The organism is Flavobacterium sp. M31R6 (assembly GCF_013284035.1).
Classification (GTDB): Bacteria; Bacteroidota; Bacteroidia; order Flavobacteriales; family Flavobacteriaceae; genus Flavobacterium.
This window is the reverse complement of the sequence record NZ_CP054141.1, coordinates 1,436,558-1,461,390: the sequence shown is the minus strand read 5'-3', so window position 1 is coordinate 1,461,390 and position 24,833 is coordinate 1,436,558. Positions and strand designations below refer to the sequence as shown.

Below are 24,833 nucleotides of genomic sequence, written 5' to 3'. Positions count from 1 at the left end.
TCGAAAACCGAAATAGTCCTCATGAAAATCATCAGAATCTTTTGCCTTTTGTTAGTATGTTTTGTTTCCAGAGCGCAAACCGAAAAAAATGTAGATCATCAAAGTTTACTTTGGACACGATATTACAACCAATTGACAATAAACAACAAATGGTCCATTCATACTGAATTTGACAATCGGGTTTTCATAAGTCCTTTCGAGGAGAATTTATATGAAATGCGAATTCAGGGACGCTATAAAATCAATAACAACATAGAAGTGGGCGCCGGATATGCGTATTTCTCTGTTGCAACCCAAGTTCCCGAAGTCACTTACGATTTTAGAATACCGGAATACAGAGGCCAACAGGACATCACTTGGAAGCAAGAATATGGTAGCTTTACCTTGAATCAACGCTTTCAAGTTGAAGAACGTTTTTTTCACAATGCCGATAAAGATGGATTGCTGCCAGGAACTACTTACTATTGGAGATTCAGATACCGTCTTCAAGGGGAATACTCCTGCTGGAAAAAGGAAAATCAGTATTTGAAAGCAATTGTATATGACGAATTGATGATTAATGGCGGTGAAAATGTTGTCAAAAACACATTTGACCAAAACAGAATTTATGCCGCTTTACAATACGGTGTCAACAAAAATATTGCATTAGAATTGGGGTATTTAAACAGTTTCCAACAACGCGCGAGTGGTGTTGATTATTTTGACAGGGACATTATTAGGTTTACTTTTTTTCATAAAATAAACCTTCAAAAAAAGAAATAATAGAGAAAATAGCTCTTAAATCCTATCAGATTATCAATCCAATTTTAAGAATTGATTGATGATGAATTAACTAAATTTTGTAAAAATTGACCGTAACTTTAATAGAAAAGTTAAGGCCATGAAAAATTTTGCAATTAAACTAACGTGGTTAACCACAATTTATCTTGTAGTTTTTGCAGCACTATGCCAAACAAAACTATTTTTCCCAGTTTTGATGGGGCTATACCTTATTGGCGTAAGCTTACTAGTGCTTTTAATTTTTACCGTTTTGCATGATGAGGAATACAAAACAAATAAAAAATTTAAGGATTGGTATCAAGATAACTCTAAGAAAAATTTAGTGCACTAAGAAATCGTATTTTCAGAGCAAGACAAAAAAAGTCCCGATAAAATCGGGACTTTTCTATTTTTATTTCTCTCTAATATAAATGTCTATCGGAACTCCTGAAAAGTCCCAGTTTTCTCTAATCTTATTTTCAAGGTAACGTTTGTATGGCTCCTTAACATACTGTGGCATATTGGCAAAAAACACAAACTGAGGCGTTTGAGTTGGCAACTGCATACAATATTTAATTTTTACATATTTCCCTTTGGTTGCCGGTGGCGGATACGCTTCTATCACTTTTAACATGAACTCATTGAATTTTGAAGTCGGAATACGTTGTTGTCTGTTTTCATAAACCTGAACAGTCGCTTCCAATGCTTTTAACAAACGTTGTTTAGTCAAAGCCGAAACAAAAAGAATAGGCACATCCGTAAATGGCATTAATTCTTTTTTGATTTTCTCTTCATAATCACGGGTTGACATAGTATCTTTTTCAACCAAATCCCATTTATTCACCAAGATAACAACCCCTTTTCGGTTTTTCTCAGCCAACCAAAAAATACTTTGATCTTGTCCCTCAAATCCACGAGTGGCGTCGATCACCAAAATACAGATATCGGCATGCTCAATCGCACGTACCGAACGCATTACAGAGTAAAACTCCAAATCTTCTTTCACTTTCGCTTTACGACGAATACCTGCCGTATCTACCAAGTTGAATTCAAAACCAAAACGGTCAAATTTTGTATCAATAGCATCACGAGTAGTACCCGCAATATCAGTTACCATAAAACGTTCTTTACCAATCAATGCATTGATAAAACTAGATTTTCCTGCATTAGGACGACCTACTACAGCAAAACGAGGCAAAACTACCTCTTCTTGAACAGGCTCTGGTTTCACCGGAAAAGCTTCAATTAAAGCATCCAATAAATCCCCAGTTCCACTTCCCGAAATACTGGCAAATGTGAAATATTCACCTAAACCAAGATTATAAAACTCAAGAGCGTCTTTTTCACGCATAGCATTATCCACCTTATTTACAGCCAATAAAACAGGCTTAGTCACTTTACGCAACAAACGGGCAACAACATCATCCATCGGGGTAATCCCCTCTTCAACATCAACCACAAATATAATAACGTCGGCTTCGTCGATAGCCAATTCTACCTGTTTACGGATTTCACCTTCAAAAACATCATCCGATCCACGGACATATCCTCCCGTATCAATCACAGAAAACTCTTTTCCGTTCCACTCGCTTTTACCGTAGTTTCTATCTCTGGTAACTCCAGAAACAGAATCTACAATAGCTTCTCTTCTTTGTATCAGCCTATTAAAAAGGGTTGATTTCCCTACATTAGGTCTTCCTACTATCGCAACAATATTGTTCATAATATAAATTCAAATATTTATTTCTCCCGAATACTGCTTTCCAGTTTCGGGTTGCAAAGGTAGTGTTTAAAACCATGAATATCAATTTTTTTGGTATATTAGCCACTGCTTGTTCACTTAACCGCTTCATTTCTAATTTTATGGACACCAATAATGAAATCCGTTTACGCTTGCGTTTCTATAAAGAAGTCAATCAGGACATCGATTCCCTGCGCCAAAAATTCATTCATTTCACCACAACCAACTCCCCTGAATTCATTTTAAAAATAAAAGAATACCACATTTGGATCAACATCAAAGGCACCAAAAAAGCCTATTGGTCACCCCATTTACACCTCGAAATGGAATCCAAAGGCGATAATCAAACCCACATTCGAGGATTGTTTGGCCCTGACCCCGATTTATGGACGTTCTTCATGTTTTTGCATTTCATGATAGCGGGTACATTCGTCATCTTTTGTGGTATTGCCTACTCTCATTACGTTCTAAAAGAATCCACAACAGCAGATTTCGTAGTGATGTCCCTTATGGTTTTCGCTTGGTTCCTACTCTACGTCATCGCCAAACAAATCCGAAGCAACGGCGAAAAACAAATGAACGATATCGAAAAAATATTTTTAGAAATCATAGAATCACCTATATAACACACACTATTTTACCGCAAGGTTCACAAAGAATTACGCAAAGTTCGCTAAGCTTTGCGTCCATTGCGATACCCTTGCGAACTTTGCGGTTAAAAAAAATCAGCATTAGAGACTAACTCCAATGCTGATTATATATTTATTTTAAACTTTAAATTGAAACATTCGATTAAACGAATTACCGAATCAACATTTATTGATTGTAGCCAAAACGCTTCAACATATTTGCGTTGCTTCTCCAATTTTTATTCACTTTCACATACAATTCAATATGGATCTGCTTCCCGAAGAATTTCTCCAAATCCACACGGGCATCCATTCCAACTTTTTTCAAAGCAGCACCTTTGTGACCAATAACGATTCCTTTTTGGGTATCGCGTTCCACCATAATCAAAGAACGAATTCGGATGATATTCTCGTCTTCAAAAAATTCTTCAGTTACGATTTCCACCGCATAAGGAATTTCTTTGCTGTAGTTCAATAATATTTTTTCACGGATTGTTTCATTTACAAAGAAACGCTCCGGCTTGTCCGTCAATTGATCTTTTGGATAATACGCTGGTGATTCCGGCAACAATGAAATGATTCTTTGAAAAACTTCCGGTACATTAAAATTCTGCAAAGCAGATATAGGATAAATTTCTGCATTCGGCACTTTGGCAGTCCAGAAAGCTACTTGCTCTTCCAACTGTGCTTGATTCGAATTGTCAATTTTGTTTAACAATAACAAAACCGGAATTTTCGAATGGATAATTTTATTAAAAAAAGCTTCATCTTTCAATTCCTGCTCACCAATTTCTACCATATAGATTAAAACATCGGCATCTTCAAAAGCGGACTTTACGAAGTTCATCATCGATTCCTGCATTTCGTATGCCGGCTTGATAATTCCAGGTGTATCCGACAAGATCATTTGAAAATCTTCCCCGTTTACAATCCCAAGAATTCTATGACGTGTTGTTTGTGCTTTTGACGTAATTATTGATAACCTTTCACCAACAAAGGCGTTCATTAACGTTGATTTCCCAACGTTTGGATTCCCTATGATGTTTACAAAACCTGCTTTATGTGACATTTCTACTTAAATTTATGGTGCAAAGGTAGTCATATCAAGTCAATACAGGAAATAAAACATTTTTTAAAGTTTTCATTGGATTTATCAAAATTCGGCGTATCTTTGCACCCGAAACAACGCGGGATAGAGCAGTAGGCAGCTCGTCGGGCTCATAACCCGAAGGTCACAGGTTCGAGTCCTGTTCCCGCTACTAAGGTAGCCTTATTGAGATTACAAAACGCACATCGCGGGATAGAGCAGTAGGCAGCTCGTCGGGCTCATAACCCGAAGGTCACAGGTTCGAGTCCTGTTCCCGCTACTAGAAAAGCTTCAGAGAAATCTGGAGCTTTTTTCGTTTTAACCATCTTTGTAAACATCTCGTTTCATTCACGAGCGGGACGTTCGCGCCCAATGCCATTAAGTTAAGGAAAAACTATTTTTTTCACGCAGATTTCGCAGATTTCCGCAGAAAAATGAGAAAAAAATCTGCTGAATCTGCGTGCTATTTTTTATTTTTTTCCTTAACTTAATGACATTGCGCTCGCGCTAGCTGCGGAGAAAAGTATAGAAACAAATAAGTCCTAAAAGTGATTTTAATCAAAACCTCTTTAATTTTTGCCAAATGTTAGAAATTCTTTACCAAGACGAATATATTATAGCAATTAATAAACCAAGTGGATTGTTAGTTCACAAATCATTTTATGCGCGCGATGCAAAAGTTTATGCTATTCAAGAATTGAGAAGTCAAATTGGAGGGAAACACGTTTATCCTATTCATCGCTTAGACCGCAAAACATCTGGTGTCTTGTTATTTGCGTTGAACAAAGAGGTTTTGAAAATTATGAATGATCGTTTTGCCACACGCGAAGTCGAAAAAAAATATTTAGCAATTTTACGTGGTTGGTCACCCGAAGAACTAACGATTGATTATGATTTAACCAATGATGATGACATTAAACAAAATGCAATAACATACTTTCATCGTTTGCAAAATGCCGAAGTTGAGTTAGAATTTAATAATCAACCAACATCACGATATTGTTTGGTAGAAGCGATTCCTGAAACTGGACGTATGCATCAATTACGAAAACATTTCAAGCATATTTTCCATCCCATTTTAGGAAGTCGTCCACATGGCTGTAACAAACAAAATAAATTATGGTTGGAGAATTATGACCTGAAAGGAATGATGCTTCATGCACATCAGTTAATTTTTAATCATCCAATAAAAAATGAACAACTAATCTTGAATGCAAAGATTAATGATGAGTTTAGCAGAGTAGGTACTATTCTTAATCTAGATTTGAGTAAGTATAAATAGAATAATAGTTTGTCAATCATCGGGCTCATATCCGCCGTGGCGAAATTTATCCGATTCAAAAACCTCATCCCAACCCACAAAAAAAAGACTGCTCATTGAACAGTCTTTTCTACGCATTTAAGAAATTGTTTTATGCAGCAAACAAGCCTTGCTTATGAGCGTTGTATAAAACCAAATCGTAAGGGACTAATTTTGGTGCTACTTTCTCTGAAGCCGCATTAAACTTGATACCGTTGTGTTTTCTGAACAAGTAAATTTCTTTCAAACAATTAGACAAACTCTGGTGAATTAATGTCGTAAAAGTTGGCAACTGTTTGTCGCCTACCAATAAATCAATTTGGTAATTCGAACTACTTTTCGATAGATTGTTTCCGATGATTCTTAAAGTGAATGTTGTCGGGATTCCGTTTTGCTCCCCTTGATACTGTACTACCATATTATTTAAGATTAAAATGTGGTTAAATTAAAGTTTATAGTTTCAGCTCTATATTCGCTGAATTCTTTATTAAAGCTTTTAAAAATAAGAAAATGATAGAATAACGACCGTTAAATTATCAGTTTATAACAAAGCTAATTAATAAAATGATTCTGAATGAAATTAAGTGTGTAAAATTTTCATAAATTATTCGGTGGATAAACTACGTTTGGCAGCTTATTAATTGTTTGCTGTTAGTACGATTATACATATATTTGTTTTGGCCTAAAATCAACAATTCTGCAAGACACAAATAGGTTAGCAACTATAGCATCTCATAAGACAAATAAAAAAATGAATCAAAAAACATCACTTCTTAACTTTTTGAAACAGCCATATCCGTTTTACTATGAAGGCAAAAAACTACTTCAAATAACAGCTGTATTTTTTTTGATTTCTTTTTTTTTCAACTACATGCTCCAGCCTTTTGACGTAAACCCTCAAGAGCAGAAAATGCATTATTTTTGGATATGTTGCATTCATTCTTTCTCCCCTATATTTGTATTGCTATGCATTGCATTAATCTGTAAACTGTTTCCAAAAGCGACTGACGACTGGAAAATCAAAAATGAATGTATCCTCGTTTTCTTTCTGCTTCTTTTTACTGGAATCACGCAATTTCTGATACGCGATGTAATTTATAACAATCCCATGAATTGGTCTTGGAGGTATTTTATAGAGGAAATTTCCAATACATTTATCGCTGGTATTTTCCTTGCTCCAATCATCATCTCAATCAATTTAAACAGACAACAACTTAAAAACAGTCAAAAAGCAGACCGTATTTCTTCCTCCATAACTGATGTAAAGGAAATCCAAAACAACACATCAGTCACTATTGAAACCGAAGTCAAATCGGAGAAATTTGTTTTTGAAAGCTATAGTTTTATTTACGCCAAAGCCGAAGGAAACTATGCAGAAATATTCCTCAAAAAAGAAGATAAAGTTCAAAAACTCATCAAACGCATCCCTATCAAAAATCTGGAAATGCAATTGAGTACTTTTCCGTTTATCATTAAAACCCATCGATCGATTTTATTAAACCTGAATTACATCGAAAAGGTTACCGGAAATGCGCAAGGATATAAAGTTCAATTAAAAGGCAGCTCTGATACCGTTCCCGTTTCCAGAAACTTCATTCAATCATTCGAAACAGCAACTGCATCGCGATAAAAAACTTTGTTGTTTGTCCCAAAACCTTGCCAACCATCCCAGAACAATGCCTTTCGTCACATAATCTTGCGATTCAGAACAAGAATTTGCAGCGTTGTTTTTTTGCTCACACATTTGCAAAAAACTTTAGAAATTATGCGTAGATATGACTTAGACTGGCTTAGAGTAATAGTATTTGGATTACTCATTTTTTATCATGTTGGAATGTTTTTTGTGGCTCCAGATTGGGAGTGGCACATCAAAAATAACATTACCTACGAATGGATTAAATATCCCATGTTATTTTTAAACCAATGGCGACTACCTATCCTTTTCGTCATTTCCGGAATGGGAACATCCTATGCCCTTTCGAAAAGAACGGCAGTTCAATTTGCTTTCGAAAGAACCAAAAAATTACTGCTCCCATTAATTTTTGGAATGTTGGTCATCGTGCCTCCACAAGTGTATCTTGAAAAGTTTTCAAAAGGGATGATTGAAGGAAGTTATTTCGCCTTTTGGCCTTCGCATGCGTTTATTGGAACATATCCCGTTGGGAATTTGAGTTGGCATCATTTATGGTTTATACCTTACTTATTGTTGTTCTCATTGGTATTGATTCCTGTCTTTATATTTTTACGTAACAACCCGAATAATTTTATCTTAAAAACTACCGCAAAAATAAGCAGTACCAGATTTGGTCTATATTGGTTTATAGTTCCGCTTTATTTAATAGAAACCTTTATTGAACCTTTTTTTAAAGAAACTCACGCTTTGGTTGGCGATTGGTTCGTGATTATCAATAGCATTACTTTATTCTTTTTTGGCTTCTTATTAATCTCCGTCAAAGAAACTTTTTGGAAAACAGTAGAAGCAAACAGAAAGACCTATTTAAAATGCGGAATCATTGGTTTTACATTGCTAATGTGTATCATCACCGCTTTTGAGGATGGTTATGCCAGACATTTTACTGAAGCCTTAATCAAAGTCTTCTCTTTTTGGTCTTGGATTCTAACGCTGTTTGGTTATGCTTCAAAATACCTCAACAAACCCAGTAAAACATTAGCATACTGTAATGAAGCTGTATATCCTTTTTACATACTGCACCAAACGATAACGGTGATTTTAGGGTATTACTTAATGAATTCACAGTGGAATTCTTTCTTTAAATTTTCGATAATGTCCATCGGAACATTTTTACTGTCATGGATAATTTATGATTTCTTAATTAGAAGATGGTTCTTGATTCGACCTCTTTTTGGCTTACAGAATACAAAAAAAACATCCGAACCTGAGTTTCTTCATCAATCGTCTCGTTCTATCTTGTAAAAAGAGGACAACTTAATCAAACAAAAAACCTCAAGACAATCTTGAGGTTTTACCATTTATTTATTCGTTTTTAATCGCCAAAGCGTTTCTATAAACACATCTACATCTTGACAAGTATTATAAAAAGCTAATGAAGGGCGAACGGTGGTTTCCACTCCCATTCTTCTCAAAATAGGCTGTGCACAATGATGTCCCGTGCGCACAGCAATGCCTTCCCTATTCAATGCTTTTCCAACTTCATCATTTGTGAATCCTTCCAAAGTGAACGAAAGCACACTCGCTTTATTGGCCGCAGTGCCTATCAATCGCACTCCCGGAATCTGTTTGAGCAAATGAGTGGCATATTCCAACAAATAATGCTCATACTGTCCAATCGCTTCAATCCCAATTTTCGAAATGTAGTCAATCGCTGCTCCAAGACCTATCGCATCCGCAATATTTCCGGTACCTGCTTCAAAACGATTGGGCGCTTTGTGATATTTTATTTGCTCAAAAGTCACATCCTGGATCATATTCCCGCCGGATTGGTAAGGTTCCATTTCATTCAGCAAATCTTCTTTACCATACAAAGCACCAATTCCTGTTGGGCCAAATAATTTATGACCCGAAAAAACCAACCAATCAGCATTCAAATACTGCACATCAACTTTCATATGCGAAACAGATTGAGCTCCATCCAATAGCACTTTGGCCCCAACAGCGTGAGCCATTTCGACCATTTGCTTGGCAGGCGTCACCGTTCCCAATGCATTTGATACTTGGGTAAACGCAACCAACTTAGTTTTAGAATTTAATAATTTGGCATATTCATCCAACAGAATTTGTCCGTCATCATCCACTGGAATCACTCTCAATTTTAGTCCTTTTTTATCGGCTAACCGCTTCCAAGGAACAATATTGGCATGATGCTCCAAATGACTGACAATGATTTCATCTCCGGCCACCAGTTTATGGTTTCCCCAACTTTCAGCTACCAAATTGACTCCTTCGGTTGCTCCTCGAACAAATACAATTTCATTTACAGAACCTGCATTCAGGAACCTCCTTACTTTTTCACGGGCTGCTTCATAAGCATCTGAAGCACGTGCAGCCAACTCATGCGCTGCACGGTGAATATTAGAATTTTCATGTTCGTAAAAATAGGTAACACGATCAATCACTGACTTTGGTTTTTGGGTGGTCGCAGCATTATCAAACCAAATTAATGGTTTTCCATTTACTGTTTCACTCAAAATCGGGAAATCTTTCTTAATTAAATTAGCATCAAAATTGGACCCAACCCATCCGCTTCTGGATTGTGGTTGAATAGGCACAACAGATGAAATCACAGGTTTTCTGGAATCAAAAGCAAACGGGTTTTGATCCAAAAAATAATAACTGCTCTTTTGTTCGAATCCGACTGCCCCTTTTTCCAAAGGAATACCAAAACTGGTGTTTACCAAATCCAATGCCGCTTTTAATTCTGCCTCAAAAGAAGCTCCTTCGTATTCAAATGGCAAATAGGACGACTCTTCTTTTTTATTCTTTAAATTCAAATCAGAAAATCCAGTTTGTGGATCTTCCATCTTGACGTTATTACCTGTACCGATTGCAAACGGCGCTTCTCCACTTCCCAATGCATATTTTGAAGTATCAATTCCATTTAGATCTTGCTCAAAAAAAGCAGGATCTGAAACACTCGAAAAGGGATGTCGAGATCCCCCTATAGGTGCTATATTAGCATATGACCCAACCGATGGAGATCCACCAAAACCTCCCATCGACGGAGGAGATTGAGAAAAAACCAAAGGACTTCCAGCCTGATTTGGAATTACAGGCGGTGCATAACCCGATTGCCCTATTAAAGTATCATGGCTACTTGCCGAAAATATGGTTTCTACCTGACCTAAATTACCGGCTGAGAGGAGTGTTTCGGCTATTTTAGTGGCGCGAGGATGTTCATTATGATCTGGGCTCAAGGAAATCTCTTTTGGAAATTCGTTGGGCAAAGCACTGAACAACTCATTGGCTAAATGCTGCAAATCCTCAATATTCGGCAATCCGAAATTGTTAGTATTTGTATTCATGGTACTTATCTATTTGCACATCTTCCAGCACCGCAATTGCATCATCAACAGTAACTACCAATGAACAATACAACGATACCAAATAGGAAGCAATCGCTTTTTCGTTGATCCCCATAAAACGAACGGATAATCCAGGAGATTGTTCCCCTTGCAATCCAGGCAAAATAAGTCCAATTACGCCTTGACGGCTTTCTCCAGTGCGCATCAATATGATTTTAGATTTTCCGTTTTTAATCGGTAATTTATCCGAAGGAATTAGCGGAATCCCTCTCCAAGTAAGAAATTGAGAACCAAACATAGAAGTTGTTGGCGGCGGAACTCCGCGACGGGTACATTCACGGCCAAATGCGGCAATAGCCAAAGGATGTAACAAGAAGAAACCGGGCTCTTTCCAGACTTTGGTCAGCAATTCGTCCAAATCATCTGGCGTAGGCGCTCCCGTTCTGGTTTTAATAATTTGGGAAGGAACCACATTGCTCAATAAACCATAATCCTTATTATTGATTAATTCGCTTTCTTGTCTTTCCTTAATAGTTTCAATAGCCAAGCGCAATTGTTCTGTAATTTGGTTATATGGTTTACTGTACAAATCCGAAACACGGGTATGTACTTCAACAATCGTTTGAACCGCTGCCAAATTATACTCCTTGGGGTTATCGATATAATCCACAAATGTATTGGGAAGTGAGCGTTCATCTCTAGCCGAACAATCCACTTCGATATGGGTCGCATCTTTTACTTTATTCAAACGGTACACCCCTGCTTCTACAGGAACCCAATGCAAAAGGTGCGTGAGCCATCTTGGGGTTATTGTTCCCATTTGAGGAACCGAACGGGTTGCAATTGCTAACTGTCTCGCTGCTGCGTCTCCTAACGCAGTTTGCTGTTTTTTTAATTCTGCCATTGTTCTATTTATTAAGTTATATCTAATATTACTAAATCACGGACAAGGTTGATTCAAAATAACACAACAAGTACATAATCATGTCAAGCAATTTCAAACCAAATCAAAAAGAAAAGAGCCAATTTCTAAGAGGAGTTTCATTGACCATTAATCTGAAAAGCACGACTCTCAAAAAAACTGTTTCCAATCAAGAATGCATAAAAAAAGAATGCATTATTTTCTTCACTAATTTAGCACAATTATATAACTATCACAATAACAATAATTTAAATAATTAAAATTTTAATACTAAAAAAAACAAGAATTCAATAAGCTAGAGTCGACTATTGATATTGGAGCAGGAACATTTGCTTTGTCCATTCACTATCGCTAGAGTGGCTTTTTTGCGAACATTATGCCATTTACCATTATTTATAAAAGAAAAAAAGAGTAAGAATAAACAATAAACACAATTATCGTAACGTACAAAAAACGAAAAACCCTGTAATGTATGAGGTTACAGGGTATTCTAACTAAATGTATTAAAACAAACAACTTTCAATCTCTTCAATCCTTGCAAAAATGTTTTACCCTTTAATAACGGGTAATGAAACTACGTTTCCTACTTCATTTCGCATGGTCATATTCAATTTATCCAATAATGACAATCTGTTGGAAACTAGTCCCGAGAACAAATTATAGGATATATTCATTTTTTTTAAATGAATTAATTTCTCCAATTCTAATGGAACTTGCCCCCTAAAATCATTGTCAAAAAGGTTTAAATTTTCTAATAATACCAGATTACCAATCGCCGGACTTAATTTTCCGGTAAATCTATTAGAATATAAAGACAACGATTTTAATGATTTTAACTCGTAAAAAGAAACAGGTAATTGTCCCTGAAACGAATTTTCATATAATGATAAATTCTCTAACATCGCAAGTTTTCCAATTTGTGGAGGCAATTCACCAGACAATATATTTCGATCCAGTACTAATACTTTTAAATTAGGCAAAGTACAAATTGAAACAGGAATAAAACCGGTCAATTTATTAAACGAAAGGTCCAATATTTGCAAATTCTTCAGATTGCCGATATTGAGGGGAATTTCACCATTCAATAAATTGGTACCCAAATTTAGTTCCTGCAAATTCAACAAATTAGTAATCTCAACAGGAATACGACCCGTCAAATTATTGTTGTTTAAGTTTATCGAAATTACCTTATCGTCAACGACTTTTACTCCGTACCATTTGTTCATTGGCAAAGAAAAATCCCATTTATTAATCCATTTAGCACCATTGGTAGCTTGGTTTAATTTTATAAGGACATCCTTTTCTGCCTGCGAAACATTAGCAAAAACTGAAAGTGAAAATAGTACGGTAAAAATAAGTGTAATTTTATTACTCATTTGCTTTACTTAAATATTCATTGCTTCAAAAATAATTAAAAAGTTCGCTAACCAACAAAAAAAATCGACAAATTAACACAACAAAATATTTAACGAATACATATCTTACAAAAAAAGTGCAACAATTCAAAAAATGAATTATTGCACTTACAAAAAAAAAAAATCAAGTATGACCCAAAATCAATTAACTCTGTCCCGTATGAAAAACAGAATTAATTTTACTGTACAGCTCAGGAATTGTCCCATTCCAAAAGCCTATTTATTGTACTCATTTACCGAACAAAATAAAGGCAATGATTAAAGTAATGATAACATTAAACGTTTGTGCTAGTAAAAAAGCATAGAACGGTTTTTTACTATTTAAATTGAATAAATCTTTAAAATTGGTCTCTAAACCAATACTGGTAAAAGCCAAAGCAAACCAAATGCCTTGCAGGTTTTTCAAGCTGTCTTTCACCTCATCTCTTGTCTCCGACAACACAAAAAATGAAAAAAGCAAAGAAGCTCCTATAAATCCAAGTACAAACTTTGGAAAACGTTCCCAGATTATACTTAAGGTCGGTTTGGATTCGATAGCCTCCGACGATTCATTCTTTGTATATGTCCAGTACACGGATATTGCAAATGCAGCAATACCCAAAAGCACATTTTGTGAGAACTTAACAATTGTACTTATTTTCAATGCAGTCTCTCCTACCAGCGTTCCAGAGGCAACCACTGCTCCTGTAGTATCAATGCTTCCTCCCAGCCAAGCTCCGGTAACCTCCTCTGGAAAGTTAAAATACTTTGCTATAATTGGCATAAAAATCATCATGGGAATAGCTGTAATCAAGACCATAGAAATCACATAGGAAAGTTTTTTTGAATCTCCTTTGATGGCTCCAGAGGTTGCAATTGCTGCCGAAACTCCGCAAATAGAAACAGCACTGGATATCATCATCGTCAGTTCATCATCTACTTTTAATTTTTTACACAACCAAAAGGCAAAATACCAAACAGACAATACCACGACCAAAGCCTGTGTTAATCCCAAAAGACCTGCCTTTAGAATATCCGAAAAAATGACACTGGTACCCAATAATATCAATCCAACTTTAACAAAAAGCTCGGTAGAAAGTGCTGAACGAAACCAAATTGGAAGCTTAAAAAAATTGCCGATGAATAAGCCTATAAAAAGACTAAAAATCACCGCTTCCAAATTGAGTGCTTTGACCTGCCCATTTCCTGCAATAATCAATGCAATAATGGTTAAAAAATAGACGGCAGGAAATCCAAGCAGAAAATTCTTAATCGATTTTCCAGTCAAAAAAATACCAAAAGACCCTACCGCCAACAAGTATATAAATTGTTGTAAAAGCGTTTTCAAATTACCTAAGCCAAAAACATTTTCGGCAAGTTCTTCATAATTCCCCCATTTAAAAACAGGAACCGGAAGAAGAAAAACCGAAAGCGATAACCCAATAATCAGAAAACCTAAGATTACTACCGTCCAATCTTCGTGAATAGCAAATTGTTTTGCGTTTTGTGACATTTTTAAAAATTTTTATTTAGAACTTAATCTTATTATTTATCCTTCACACATCGAAACCCTAAGTGATTACAGGCACTTGTTGTTTCTCCTTTTCCGCGGCTTCCCGCAACGTATCGAATGCAATATTGATCACTACATAAGAAAGATCCGCCTCTTTGAACATGTTTTTCGACGCCCGGTTCTTCGGAATCCTTACTAGTCGAAGACCCTTTTGGATTATCACTGGGACTGTCTTTATAATAATCGTCACGATATAAATCGCTACACCATTCCCATACATTTCCTTCCAAATCATAGATCCCATAAGGATTTTTAGGGAAAGACTTTACAGGTGCAGCTCCTATAAAACCATCTTCAGCGGTGTTATTATTTGGGAAACTCCCCTGAAAAATATTGGCAGCCCATTTACCGTTTGGCTTAAGATCTGTCCCCCAATAATATTTCGTTTGAGATCTTCCAGCTCTCGCAGCAAACTCCCATTCGGCTTCGGTCGGGAGTCGTTTACCAGCCCATTTCGCATAGGCTTGTGCATCTTCATAGCTAATTTGGACTACAGGATTATTGTCCAATCCAACGATGCTGCTTTCAGGTCCTGTTGGATGCTGCCAACTGGCACCCGGTACATATTTCCACCATTGTTGAATATTATCCAAAGACACTTTCTCCGTTGGCGGTGAAAATACCGCAGAGCCCGGCACTAGATTTTCAACCGGTACACCCGGAAAATCAGCTGGATTCAATGGCCTTTCGGCTACTGTCACATAATTTGTTGCTTGCACAAAAGCGGCAAATTGGGCATTCGTAACTTCATTTTCATCCATCCAATACCCTTTGACACTCACTTTATGAATAGGCCTTGCATCAGGATAATCATTAGTTCCCATATTGAATTCACCAGATGCAACCCAAACCATTCCAATGGTTGAAGTAGCATCAAGAGCTTCTGGAACGTTCTTTGTCATTGCCCGTAGCAACAAAGCTTTTTTAGAAGTGTTTGCCTTGCAAAATGCTTGACACTCTTTTGTAGCCACAACTGACAGAGATTTATTTTCTTGCGCAAAAGCAGAACTTAAACCCGACAAAACAATTCCAGCTATTAAACTATATATCTTCATGTTTCTATTATTCATCATCCGTCGCCCCGAAAGCATAATGTCATTAAAACTAAGCCCAAACCTACCTAAAACTTTCTTCCGAATTTCCAACAGCTTCTCACAATCATTTAAAGAAATCACATTTATTGCTCATCATGTGATTCGCTTTACCTATTTGATAATACTCGAATCTCCATTCGGTCAAAATAACCAAAAAAACTTACCTTAATTCCACTACTTATCCCTTTCGGGAACAACTGATGACTATTTTTATTTATTTACGGCCAAAGCCAAATCAACATCCTTTTTCAAATCACCCAAACCGTCTTTTTTGAAAACAATTTTACCGTTTTGATACAAAATCAAAGTTGGAAATACGTTAACCGTTTTCAAATCGGCTATGACTTGTGGGCTTTCTTCCAAATCAATTTCGATAATTTTCAAATTGGTTCCGTATTGAGCTCTGATGGTTTCCAAAACAGGTTTTACTTTTTTGCAGGCTCCACAATAACGGGAACCGATATCGACCAAAACGGCATTGTTGTCGGCTATGATTTTTTTATATTCCGCCAATGATAATTTACTTTTCAAATTGGTATAAAAAGGCTTTCCTCCTCCTATCCAAGCTGCAATTCCTCCTTCTAAATCGTGTACATCGGAGAAACCGTTTTTCAATAATTCTTTGGCCAATGCGTTACTTCTCCCTGCACCGATTGAATAGATAAAAACTGGTCTTGAGTTATCCAATTGAGCAACATATTTCGCATAATTTTCCGTTTGCAGATTAAAATTAACCGAACTTTCAATATGGTTTAATTCAAACTCTTCGGGACTTCTGGCATCAATTATCTGTGGGCTTTTTTGACTTTTTATTTTTGTATAAAAAGCATCCAACGGCAATGTAATCGTATTTTGATTTTGGGCAAAAGCACCCAACGCAACGAACAAGACTACCGCAGTGACACTATTTTTAAATCTTTTAAGATTGAACTGGCTCATATCGGTTTGGATTTGATGAAACGGATTCTTTCTTTTGAGAAATTGGCAAAGCAATAACACCTTCTGCCAATGGGCTTCCTTCTTTTTTAGATTTGAATATCGGCCACAAAAACTGTGCATACCATTCTTCCTGTTTGTACGATTTCGTTCCGTAGGACTGAGGAAATTTGCGAGTAATTAAACCCGTTCCAAAAATCACGTCCCATAGGAAAAACATATTTCCAAAGTTGCCTTTAAAATGACCAATTCCGTCACCGCTTGTATCGGCATGATGCGCGTGATGAGTAGCTGGAGTCGAAATAAAGCGTTCCAAAACCCAAGCGATAGGATGCAAAATTCTGTATTTATAAAAGGGTTTATCCCAAGCAATACTCGAATGTGCTCCCAATGTTATGAAACTTTTTATCACCGTAACGAACAAGGCTGGCAATCCTAATCCTAAAAACGTCAATGTAGCCGTCAAGTAAATTTGGGAGAAAAACACGGTATAAATAAAGTTTTGTCTCGAAGCCATCGCCATTCCCATATATGGAGCTGAGTGATGAGTTCTATGAAAACGCCATAAAAACGGTACCTGATGGTGCAAACGATGATACCAATATTGGGTTAAATCATCAGCTATAGCAATCAGGAAAAATCCTCCCCAAAACGGAACCCATGAAAGTGTATTCGCCAAATTTGGAATTAAAAATGGTAAAGCAGTTAAGCTAAAAAAAGCAATTACAGGAGGCAAAAGCAGTTTTGGCGCCAAAAAACAAACAATATCTATTTTACGTTCTGTTCCTGTCCATTGGTCGTCATATAAACCTGCCGCAAATTCAACAACTCCTAAAACGAGCATAAAAGCAACCAAACCCCAAGTGCGAATGTTCTCAAACGCCGGTTTTGCAAATTCCAAAAACGATGGCAATGTAAGGTGTGATTCTGTTACGATACCGTTATTTAATTTAAAATAAAGGTAAATTGCCAACACCGGCAAGCTGTACAACAAAAAACTGATACTCAAATCTCTTGTTAGTTTTCTTTTTAAATTTTGATCTAATGCCATGATTTACTATTTTAAAAAATGATTTACTAATGCCAAGCCACCAGCCAAAATAACTAGCGGCACTAAAAAGACAATCGCCCCGACGACAATCTTTTTTCCTATTATTTGAAAATCTATTAGTTTCATATCTCTGAATTTTAAAAGAATCAGGTCTTTTTTAAGTTCTAATAAAAGACCTGAATTCCAGATTGAGTTATTAATTAGTGCTACCTGCTTGGGTTGCTTTATGAATCAATTCCTGAAGATTTTGGTTTTTATCTCCTGTAGGGTTATGTATTCTTCTGGCAAATACATCTTGCCAATCAATTAACGGATAAAGGTTATTCTCTTTGGCTTGCTCATCAAACAATTTTTTAAGTTCTTCCAATTTTTCAGGATACTTTTTAGCCAAGTTAACACGCTCGTTAAAATCCTCATTCAAGTTGTACAATTCCCAAACATCAGCGTCAAAATTACTGGCTACCGGTTTTTCATTTTTGCCCAACGAATTTTTTAAGGCAAAAGAATCAGGAAGATGTGCCGCTGCCGCTTTCCAACCATCTTTGTAAATGGCTCTGTTACCAAAAATATAATAGTATTGTACTTTGTGTAATGACTCGGCTTTAGCATCATTTAAAGAAGCATATAAAGAAGATCCTTGTATTACATCTTGCTTAATTTCTTTAATATATTCTGGTGCTTTTATTCCGGCAATTTCCAATGTAGTAGGAAGTATATCCGTTACGTGGCTATATTGGTTTCTGATTCCTCCTTTTTCCTTAATCCCTTTTGGATAATGAATAATCAATGGATTACGAGTTCCTCCTTCTGAATGTGCATCTTGTTTCCAATTTTTGAAAGGGGCATTTGTAGCTTGTGCCCATCCCAAAGGGTAGTTGGTATTTAATCCTTTTGCAGTACCGATTTCTCCTATGTTGTTTAAATTATCCTGAAGATTTTTTTCATCAGAAACCCCTTGAGCAAAAAGATTTTGGCTAATTGTACCTTGGGTAGTACCTTCTTTACTGGCTCCATTATCGCCAATTGCGACAAAAATCAAGGTGTTATCCAGTTGATTGCTTTCTTTTAAATAATTTACCACTCTTCCAATTTCGTGATCCGTATAGGTAAGATATCCAGCATACACTTCCATAAATCTTGCATACACTTTCTTTTGGTCTGGGGTCAATTTTTTCCAATCAGTAATTAGTGGATTGCGTTCCGGTAATACTGCATTGGCAGGAATCACGCCCAATTTCTTTTGATTTGCCAACACTTTTTCACGATAAACATCCCAGCCTTCATCAAATTTTCCTTTATATTGATCACTCCATTCTGGGGCAACTTGATGTGGTGCATGGACAGCTCCTGGCGCATAGTATAAAAAGAATGGCTTTCCAGGTGCCGCTTTTTGTTGTTTAGTAATATAGCTAATGGCCTTATCGGTAATTTGATCTGTTAAATGGCGTCCATCCGGTTTTACATGTGCCTGATCTTCTACCAAATCAGGATTGTATTGATCGGTTTGAGAACCTAAGAAACCAAAGAAATGATCAAATCCTTTACCTGTTGGCCATCTGTCAAATGGTCCTGCATCGGTAGCATCTTCATCTGGAGTCACTCCATATTTACCAACTGCAAAAGTATTGTAACCATTCTCCCTTAAAATCTCAGCTATAGTTCCTTTATCCGCCGGAATTCTTCCGTCCCAACCTGGGAAACCTGCCGATAAAATAGTGTGTGAAAAACCACTAACGTGAACTCTTCCTGAATTTCTTCCTGTCAATAATGCCGCACGAGTTGGAGCGCAAATTGCCGTGGTATGAAAATTCGTGTATCGCAGTCCATTATTTGCCAAGGCATCAAAAGTTGGAGTTTGAATTAAACCTCCAAAAGCACTGGAAGCCCCGAATCCAACGTCGTCCAGCAAAATCCAAACAATATTTGGTGCACCAGCTGGCGCTTTTACAGGCTCTGGCCAATATTCTTTGGATTCTGCCAATGTTTTACCGATAACGCCTTTATAGTTTCCATCCGCCTTATTTTGAGCAATGCTAAATTGTGCTACAAGCAAAGCAGTAACTAGTAGCCCTTTTTGAGGGCTTTTAAATTTTGAGCTGATTTTAAAATTTTTCATTTTTTATATAATTTAAGTTTAATAGCCTGGATTTTGTGGTAACCCTACTGGGTCAATGTTGCGTTCACTTTGAGGAATTGGATACAAATTATTTCTTTCGGAAACAGAATTTTTGGCAGTTACTTTTTTCACTTCGCTAACCAAAATTCCCCAACGCACTAAATCGTACCATCTTTGCCCTTCCTGAACGAATTCTTTTTTGCGTTCCTCACGAATAGCGTCTCTTAGCTGCACATTTGTAAGTCCTACTAAATCCACTGTTGCGTCCGGAATTAAAATTGCTTTTCCAAAAGCCCTTCTCCTAACTTGATTCACTGCTTCAAGAGCCTCTGCTGTTGGTCCACTTTGCTCATTGGTCGCTTCCGCAAAAGACAATAAGATATCTGCATAGCGAATCACCGGAAAATTAATAGCCACATTCGATGGTGTCGCTAAGTTTGTGAGATCCAGGAATTTTTTAAAGAGTGGCTTCGGGAAAGTATAAAGTGTTCCAGTAGCAGGATTGATCAATTGTTTTACATAACTCGCATCTCTTCTAGTATCTCCAGCCGCATAGATATCATAAAACAAGGCTACATCCGAAATAATATCAGCTGGTTCCGTGGCCGTAAATCCGGTAAAAGAAGTCGCTTGAAAAGTACTGCCGCTAGAACCATTCCCCGCTTGATTCGGTTCGAACTGAACAGAAAAAATATGTTCTTTTCCATTCTTTTTCGCTTTATTGAATATGTCTGCAAAATTTTCAAAAAGGGCATATCCGTAACCGCCATTAATGACTTCTTTGGTTTTAAGAATTGCATTTGGCCAATCTTTTCTAGTCAAATACACTTTGGCTAAAATCGCTTTTGCAGCTCCTGAAGTAGCACGCCCAGCCTCATTTGCCGGATATGTAGAAGGTAAACTTTGCGCATCCGTCAAATCCGAAATAATTTGCGCATAAACCTCGTCCACAGTAGCTCTTTTTGATTTTAGGCTTTCCAATTGAATGGAAGTTGGTTCATGCAAAACTATCGGAACCCCACCCCAAAGGCGAACCGCCTGAAAGTACAATAACCCCCTGATGAATTTAGCTTCATTAATCAATCTTGTTTTTACAACTTCAGAACCCGCTACTTTTGGAATATTATCAATAGCTATATTGGCTCTGTTGATTCCGTTATAAATTTGGCGCCAAGCCACTTGTACACGATCTGAAGTGGCATCATGAGTCAAACTGCTTAATGCCCTTACTTGAGGATTCGTAGCCGAAACTCCTGCAGCAGCATAATCGGAGCCCATATCGGTCAAGAAATATAGATTTCTTCCGAATAAACTTTGCTCTCCCGGATCAATACTCAATGAGGCATATACTGCTGTTACGCTTGCAACCGCATCATCTTGAGTTTTGAAGAAATTATCTTCGGTTATAAAAGAGGTTGGTGTTACCTCCAGCTCCGTGCACGATACTAATATCGTGGCACTTAATAGGAATGTTATTATTATTTTTTTCATCTGTAGATATTTATTATTTTTTTATCGGTCAGATGTAATTCGCATATCTTCATTGGTGTTTATGACCAATTTACAGTTAAGCTCATTTCATCACTTTATTTTTTATTTTACTTAGAAAGTTACGTTCACACCCGAAATGAATGTTCTTGAATTTGGATAAGCACCAAAATCAATTCCAGGATATAAATTATTTTGTTCATAGGAGCTTACCTCTGGATCATAGCCCGTGTATTTCGTCCAGGTAACCAAGTTTTCGGCAGATACATAAAATTTTATGCTCTGGGTTCCCAGTTTTGAAGAAATGCTCTTCGGAAATGTAAATCCTAATGTTATAAGCTTTAATCTCAAGAAAGAGGCATCTTCCACATAGCGTTCAGAAACTATTCCCAGTGGCGAGCTTGTTGCTCTAGGGATTTCATTGCTTGGATTTGTAGGAGTCCAACGATCCAATAAGGTAGCAGCAGCATTGGTTCCAAGAGTGGAGATTTCCAATTGCTGATTCAGGGCATTGAATACTTTACCACCAGAAGCTCCTTGGAAAGAAAACTGCAAATCGAAGTTATTATAAGAAAGAGTGTTACTGAAACTTCCAACAAATTTCGGCTGTGAACTTCCAAGATTTCCTTTGTCAAGAGCGGTAATTACTCCATCTCCATTGGTATCTACATATTTTCGGTCACCCACTTTTGTGTTGGCAAGACTGTTTATTTTAGGTTGCGTATTGATTTCTTCCTGTGTTTGGAAAATTCCATTGGTTTTGTATCCCCAGAAAGTACCTAGAGGCAATCCTACTTTTACAGTTACGGGTTGTTGTTGTAATAAAGATCCATTTGGAACTACTGGAAAAAATTGGTTAACTCCATTTCCAATCTCCACTACCTCGTTTTTATTGGATGAAAACACAAAGTTAGAATTCCATGAAAAGTTTTCAGTTTTTATATTTTCGGTAATCAAGCCAATTTCAATACCTTTATTCTCAACACCTCCAATGTTCTGTAGAACTGTAGAATAACCAGAAGTCAACGGAATAGGAACATTTATTAATAAATCATTTGTTTTCTTGTAATAGGCATCAAAAACAAAATTGATTTTTCTGTCTAAAAGTGCTAAGTCCAAACCAATGTTATATTGTGTTGTTTTTTCCCATTTCAAATCTGGATTTGCTAAACGAGTTGGCGCCAACCCTGTTTGTATTGTACCTCCAAAAGCATAATTTACAGAACCTATTTGCGCCAAGGAAAGATAATTGCCGATTTCCTGGTTCCCAGTTGTTCCAACACTTAATCTAAGTTTAGCATCATTTATTACTTTAAGGTCTTTTGCAAAATCTTCTTCGGTTATGTTCCAAGAAAAACCTGCTGAAGGGAAATAACCCCAAAGCGATTCCGAGCCAAATCTTGAAGAACCATCAGCTCGTGCCGATACGGTAAGATTGTATCGCCCATCATAAGAATAATTTGCTCTTGCCAACCATGATTTCAATACGCTTTCGAATGCATCGCTATAGGGTTTTACCGCTACACCATCTTGTAAAGCATTGTAGGTATTAGCATCATTTACAAACTTATTTGCACCAGCATTAACCACTTCTCCTTGAGTGTATTGAAGTGTGTATCCTGCCAAAGCCGAAAACTTGTTTTTTTCTCCAAAATGGGTATTGTAATTCAAAGTGTTTTCATTCAATACCGAGCTTACTAATCTGTCACCAACAGAGGCAAGTCCTTTGGTTCCTGCTCCAGTTGTAGTCGTTGATGGAGCATAGTAATTTTGCTTGGTATTAATCACATCTCCGCTAACAGCAACTTTAGCAGTAATTTCTTTGTTGATTTTATACTCACCAAACAGACTGGCCAAAGTTCTATTAATTTTGGTCTCATTGATAGTGCTTTCCAAATCATTAATAGGGTTGCCTATAATTCCATTTACAGCTGTCGAATACGGATTATCAGTCAAATTATAGCTCCCATCAGCATTCTTAATAGGTACAACAGGAGGCGTATATAATGCAACAACTAATGGATTAGGCTGTCTCCCGGCGGCCGTACCACCATTGGTTCCTATACCGTTCGATATTGAATTGGAATAATTGACATTCACTCCAAATTTAAATTTTTGTGAATAATTTTTTTCGTAATTGGCACGAAGTGAAATTCGTCTGAAATCAGTTCCAATCACAACTCCATCCTGATCAAAATAGCCTGTTGAAACAGCGTATCTGGAACGGTCATCCCCTCCTGAAAATGTTAGTTGGTGACTCTGAATTGGTGCAGTTCTAAAAGCTGCCGACTGCCAGTCATATCCACCTGATTTTTTAAGGGCTTCAATCTGTTCAGCCGTAAATGAAGGAGCTTGTCCTATACTCGCCTGAACATCATTACGCAAACTTGCCCATTGTGCAGCATCAAGCAAATCGAGCTTTTTTGAAACTGATTGTACTCCAAAATATCCCTGGTACGAAATGGTATCCAAGCCTTTTGTTCCTTTCTTGGTAGTAATAAGGACTACTCCATTGGCACCACGTGAACCATAAATTGCAGTTGCTGATGCGTCTTTCAATACTTCAATAGACTCAATATCGGCAGGATTAATTGTAGAAAGCACATTAACACCCGCTCCGGCATTACTCACTCCAGCAGTACCATCATTGTTGTCATTATAAATCAATACTCCGTCTACAACATAAAGAGGTTCATTACCTGCAGTAATTGAGTTTCCTCCCCTAATTCGTACACTTGAAGTAGCTCCAGGACGACCTGAACTTTGGGTAACTACCACTCCAGGCACGGCTCCTCTCAATAAATTATCGGCAGAAGAACTAACTTGATTTAGATTTGCTTTGGGAACAGAGGCTATGGCACCTGTGATGTCTTTTCTCTTTTGAGAACCGTATCCTACAACCACTAATCCGTTGAGTTCTTGAAGTTCTTCCTCCAAATTGATGATAACTGGGCTTCCGTCTGCAATGTATTCTGTTTTCTTATACCCTATATAAGTTACGACTAAGGTATAAGGGAATTTTTGACCCGTTTGAAAATAAAATTTACCTTCAGTATCTGTTACCACTGCGTGCGTGGTTCCTTTAATAGTCACAGTAGCTCCTGCAACAGGCAGATTCGTGATTTTGTTAACTACAGTTCCGTCAAGTTTCGACTGGATAAGTGGTTTAGTGTTTTGGGCATAGATTCCGACTGAAATCAGAAAAATGCCAATCCATAAAAGATTATATAATATTTTTTTCATTACTTTGTTTTGGTTTAATAAATAAGGAGTTTGAAAACTGATTTAATCAATTTTCATTTTCCGACTAACGATAACATTTTTTTAAGCCTGCCATTTCTGTTGCCGCAGAAATGGCTTTTTTTTATCTACAACACATTCGTTTTTTCATTTTATTTCTTTTTTTATTAATATTATTATTCGGATTGAATATTGTTTTTTTTGAAAAAAGGATATACCAAGCAATCAAAATAATTTATATCTATCTGTATAAATTATTTTTAAATTGATCATTAGAAAAATGGAAGATGGTATAAATTGAAGAATACTAACAGCAACAACACATTCGACGAAGAGTGTCGAATGATAAAGATCCTTGCTTGATCAAAAAAGAGATGTTTTTGATTGTCTTCAAAATTTTAGTTTTTAGTGTTAATATCGTTTTTTAAACTCTACTATTTCTATAGACAAATGTAAGTTAAAAATATTAACTACCAAAAAAAATGATAACTATTTACTAAAA

General features: G+C 36.7%; 19 protein-coding genes and 2 tRNA genes. 8 read left to right on the top strand and 13 right to left on the bottom strand.

Translation table 11 applies throughout. The features are described 5' to 3' along the window. The first annotated feature begins 21 nt into the window (after positions 1-21). Both HQN62_RS05960 and HQN62_RS05955 read left to right on the top strand, forming a co-directional pair. Complete coding sequence (locus tag HQN62_RS05960; RefSeq protein WP_173503666.1) at positions 22-762, top strand: DUF2490 domain-containing protein; 741 nt, start codon at positions 22-24, stop codon at positions 760-762. Positions 763-880: 118 nt separating this feature from the next. Beyond that, positions 881-1,111: a hypothetical protein gene (locus HQN62_RS05955; RefSeq protein WP_173503665.1), complete on the top strand. Its 231-nt coding sequence runs from the start codon at positions 881-883 to the stop codon at positions 1,109-1,111. A 60-nt stretch (positions 1,112-1,171) separates the two neighbouring features. Here HQN62_RS05955 and der read toward each other — a convergent pair whose 3' ends face one another. Beyond that, entirely contained in the window at positions 1,172-2,482 is a 1,311-nt protein-coding gene (der, locus tag HQN62_RS05950; protein ID WP_173503664.1) for a ribosome biogenesis GTPase Der, read from the bottom strand. A gap of 74 nt (positions 2,483-2,556) precedes the next feature. On the opposite strand from der, the gene HQN62_RS05945 reads away from it, so the two are divergent. Continuing rightward, positions 2,557-3,126, top strand: coding sequence for a hypothetical protein (locus HQN62_RS05945; RefSeq protein WP_173503663.1), 570 nt, complete (start codon positions 2,557-2,559; stop codon positions 3,124-3,126). Positions 3,127-3,316: 190 nt separating this feature from the next. Here the strand turns inward: HQN62_RS05945 and era are convergent, their stop codons facing one another. Further along, a complete protein-coding gene (era, locus tag HQN62_RS05940) occupies positions 3,317-4,198 on the bottom strand; it encodes a GTPase Era (RefSeq protein WP_111411329.1) in 882 nt (293 codons plus the stop codon). A 117-nt stretch (positions 4,199-4,315) separates the two neighbouring features. Here era and HQN62_RS05935 point away from each other — a divergent pair. The 3 genes from HQN62_RS05935 (at position 4,316) to HQN62_RS05925 (ending at position 5,498) form a co-directional block, all read left to right on the top strand. After that, positions 4,316-4,388 (top strand) — tRNA-Met (locus HQN62_RS05935). A gap of 35 nt (positions 4,389-4,423) precedes the next feature. Next, positions 4,424-4,496 (top strand) — tRNA-Met (locus tag HQN62_RS05930). Between the two features lie 303 nt (positions 4,497-4,799). Beyond that, positions 4,800-5,498, top strand: a complete 699-nt coding sequence (locus HQN62_RS05925; protein ID WP_173503662.1) for a pseudouridine synthase — start codon at positions 4,800-4,802, stop codon at positions 5,496-5,498. A gap of 130 nt (positions 5,499-5,628) precedes the next feature. Here the strand turns inward: HQN62_RS05925 and HQN62_RS05920 are convergent, their stop codons facing one another. Continuing rightward, entirely contained in the window at positions 5,629-5,934 is a 306-nt protein-coding gene (locus HQN62_RS05920) for a hypothetical protein (RefSeq protein WP_173503661.1), read from the bottom strand. 333 nt (positions 5,935-6,267) lie between these two features. On the opposite strand from HQN62_RS05920, the gene HQN62_RS05915 reads away from it, so the two are divergent. Beyond that, positions 6,268-7,146: a LytTR family DNA-binding domain-containing protein gene (locus HQN62_RS05915; RefSeq protein WP_173503660.1), complete on the top strand. Its 879-nt coding sequence runs from the start codon at positions 6,268-6,270 to the stop codon at positions 7,144-7,146. A gap of 135 nt (positions 7,147-7,281) precedes the next feature. Further along, positions 7,282-8,451 (top strand): acyltransferase family protein, encoded by a 1,170-nt coding sequence (locus HQN62_RS05910; protein WP_173503659.1) that lies wholly within the window; start codon positions 7,282-7,284, stop codon positions 8,449-8,451. Between the two features lie 56 nt (positions 8,452-8,507). Here HQN62_RS05910 and HQN62_RS05905 read toward each other — a convergent pair whose 3' ends face one another. From HQN62_RS05905 to HQN62_RS05860, 10 genes are all read right to left on the bottom strand, one after another. Beyond that, a complete protein-coding gene (locus tag HQN62_RS05905; protein WP_173503658.1) occupies positions 8,508-10,517 on the bottom strand; it encodes a family 2A encapsulin nanocompartment cargo protein cysteine desulfurase in 2,010 nt (669 codons plus the stop codon). Continuing rightward, a complete protein-coding gene (locus tag HQN62_RS05900; RefSeq protein WP_116796008.1) occupies positions 10,501-11,421 on the bottom strand; it encodes a family 2A encapsulin nanocompartment shell protein in 921 nt (306 codons plus the stop codon). Before HQN62_RS05900 ends, HQN62_RS05905 begins: the two co-directional genes overlap by 17 nt. Positions 11,422-11,987: 566 nt before the next feature. Beyond that, complete coding sequence (locus HQN62_RS05895; protein WP_173503657.1) at positions 11,988-12,815, bottom strand: leucine-rich repeat domain-containing protein; 828 nt, start codon at positions 12,813-12,815, stop codon at positions 11,988-11,990. Positions 12,816-13,083: 268 nt separating this feature from the next. After that, on the bottom strand, positions 13,084-14,346 hold the full coding sequence (locus tag HQN62_RS05890; protein ID WP_173503656.1) for a YeiH family protein: 1,263 nt from the start codon (positions 14,344-14,346) through the stop codon (positions 13,084-13,086). Between the two features lie 32 nt (positions 14,347-14,378). Beyond that, positions 14,379-15,461: a formylglycine-generating enzyme family protein gene (locus HQN62_RS05885; protein ID WP_173503655.1), complete on the bottom strand. Its 1,083-nt coding sequence runs from the start codon at positions 15,459-15,461 to the stop codon at positions 14,379-14,381. A gap of 249 nt (positions 15,462-15,710) precedes the next feature. Further along, positions 15,711-16,439 (bottom strand): thioredoxin domain-containing protein, encoded by a 729-nt coding sequence (locus HQN62_RS05880; RefSeq protein WP_173503654.1) that lies wholly within the window; start codon positions 16,437-16,439, stop codon positions 15,711-15,713. After that, positions 16,420-17,487, bottom strand: coding sequence for a sterol desaturase family protein (locus tag HQN62_RS05875; protein WP_173503653.1), 1,068 nt, complete (start codon positions 17,485-17,487; stop codon positions 16,420-16,422). Before HQN62_RS05875 ends, HQN62_RS05880 begins: the two co-directional genes overlap by 20 nt. A 196-nt stretch (positions 17,488-17,683) precedes the next feature. Further along, the gene (locus HQN62_RS05870) at positions 17,684-19,603 is read right to left on the bottom strand and encodes an arylsulfatase (protein WP_173503652.1); all 1,920 of its coding nucleotides are present in this window, start codon (positions 19,601-19,603) and stop codon (positions 17,684-17,686) included. Between the two features lie 18 nt (positions 19,604-19,621). Continuing rightward, positions 19,622-21,094 carry a RagB/SusD family nutrient uptake outer membrane protein gene (locus HQN62_RS05865; RefSeq protein WP_173503651.1) on the bottom strand — a complete coding sequence of 491 codons (1,473 nt, stop codon included), beginning with the start codon at positions 21,092-21,094 and terminating at the stop codon, positions 19,622-19,624. A 111-nt stretch (positions 21,095-21,205) separates the two neighbouring features. Then, entirely contained in the window at positions 21,206-24,334 is a 3,129-nt protein-coding gene (locus tag HQN62_RS05860; protein WP_173503650.1) for a SusC/RagA family TonB-linked outer membrane protein, read from the bottom strand. Positions 24,335-24,833: the final 499 nt, after the last annotated feature.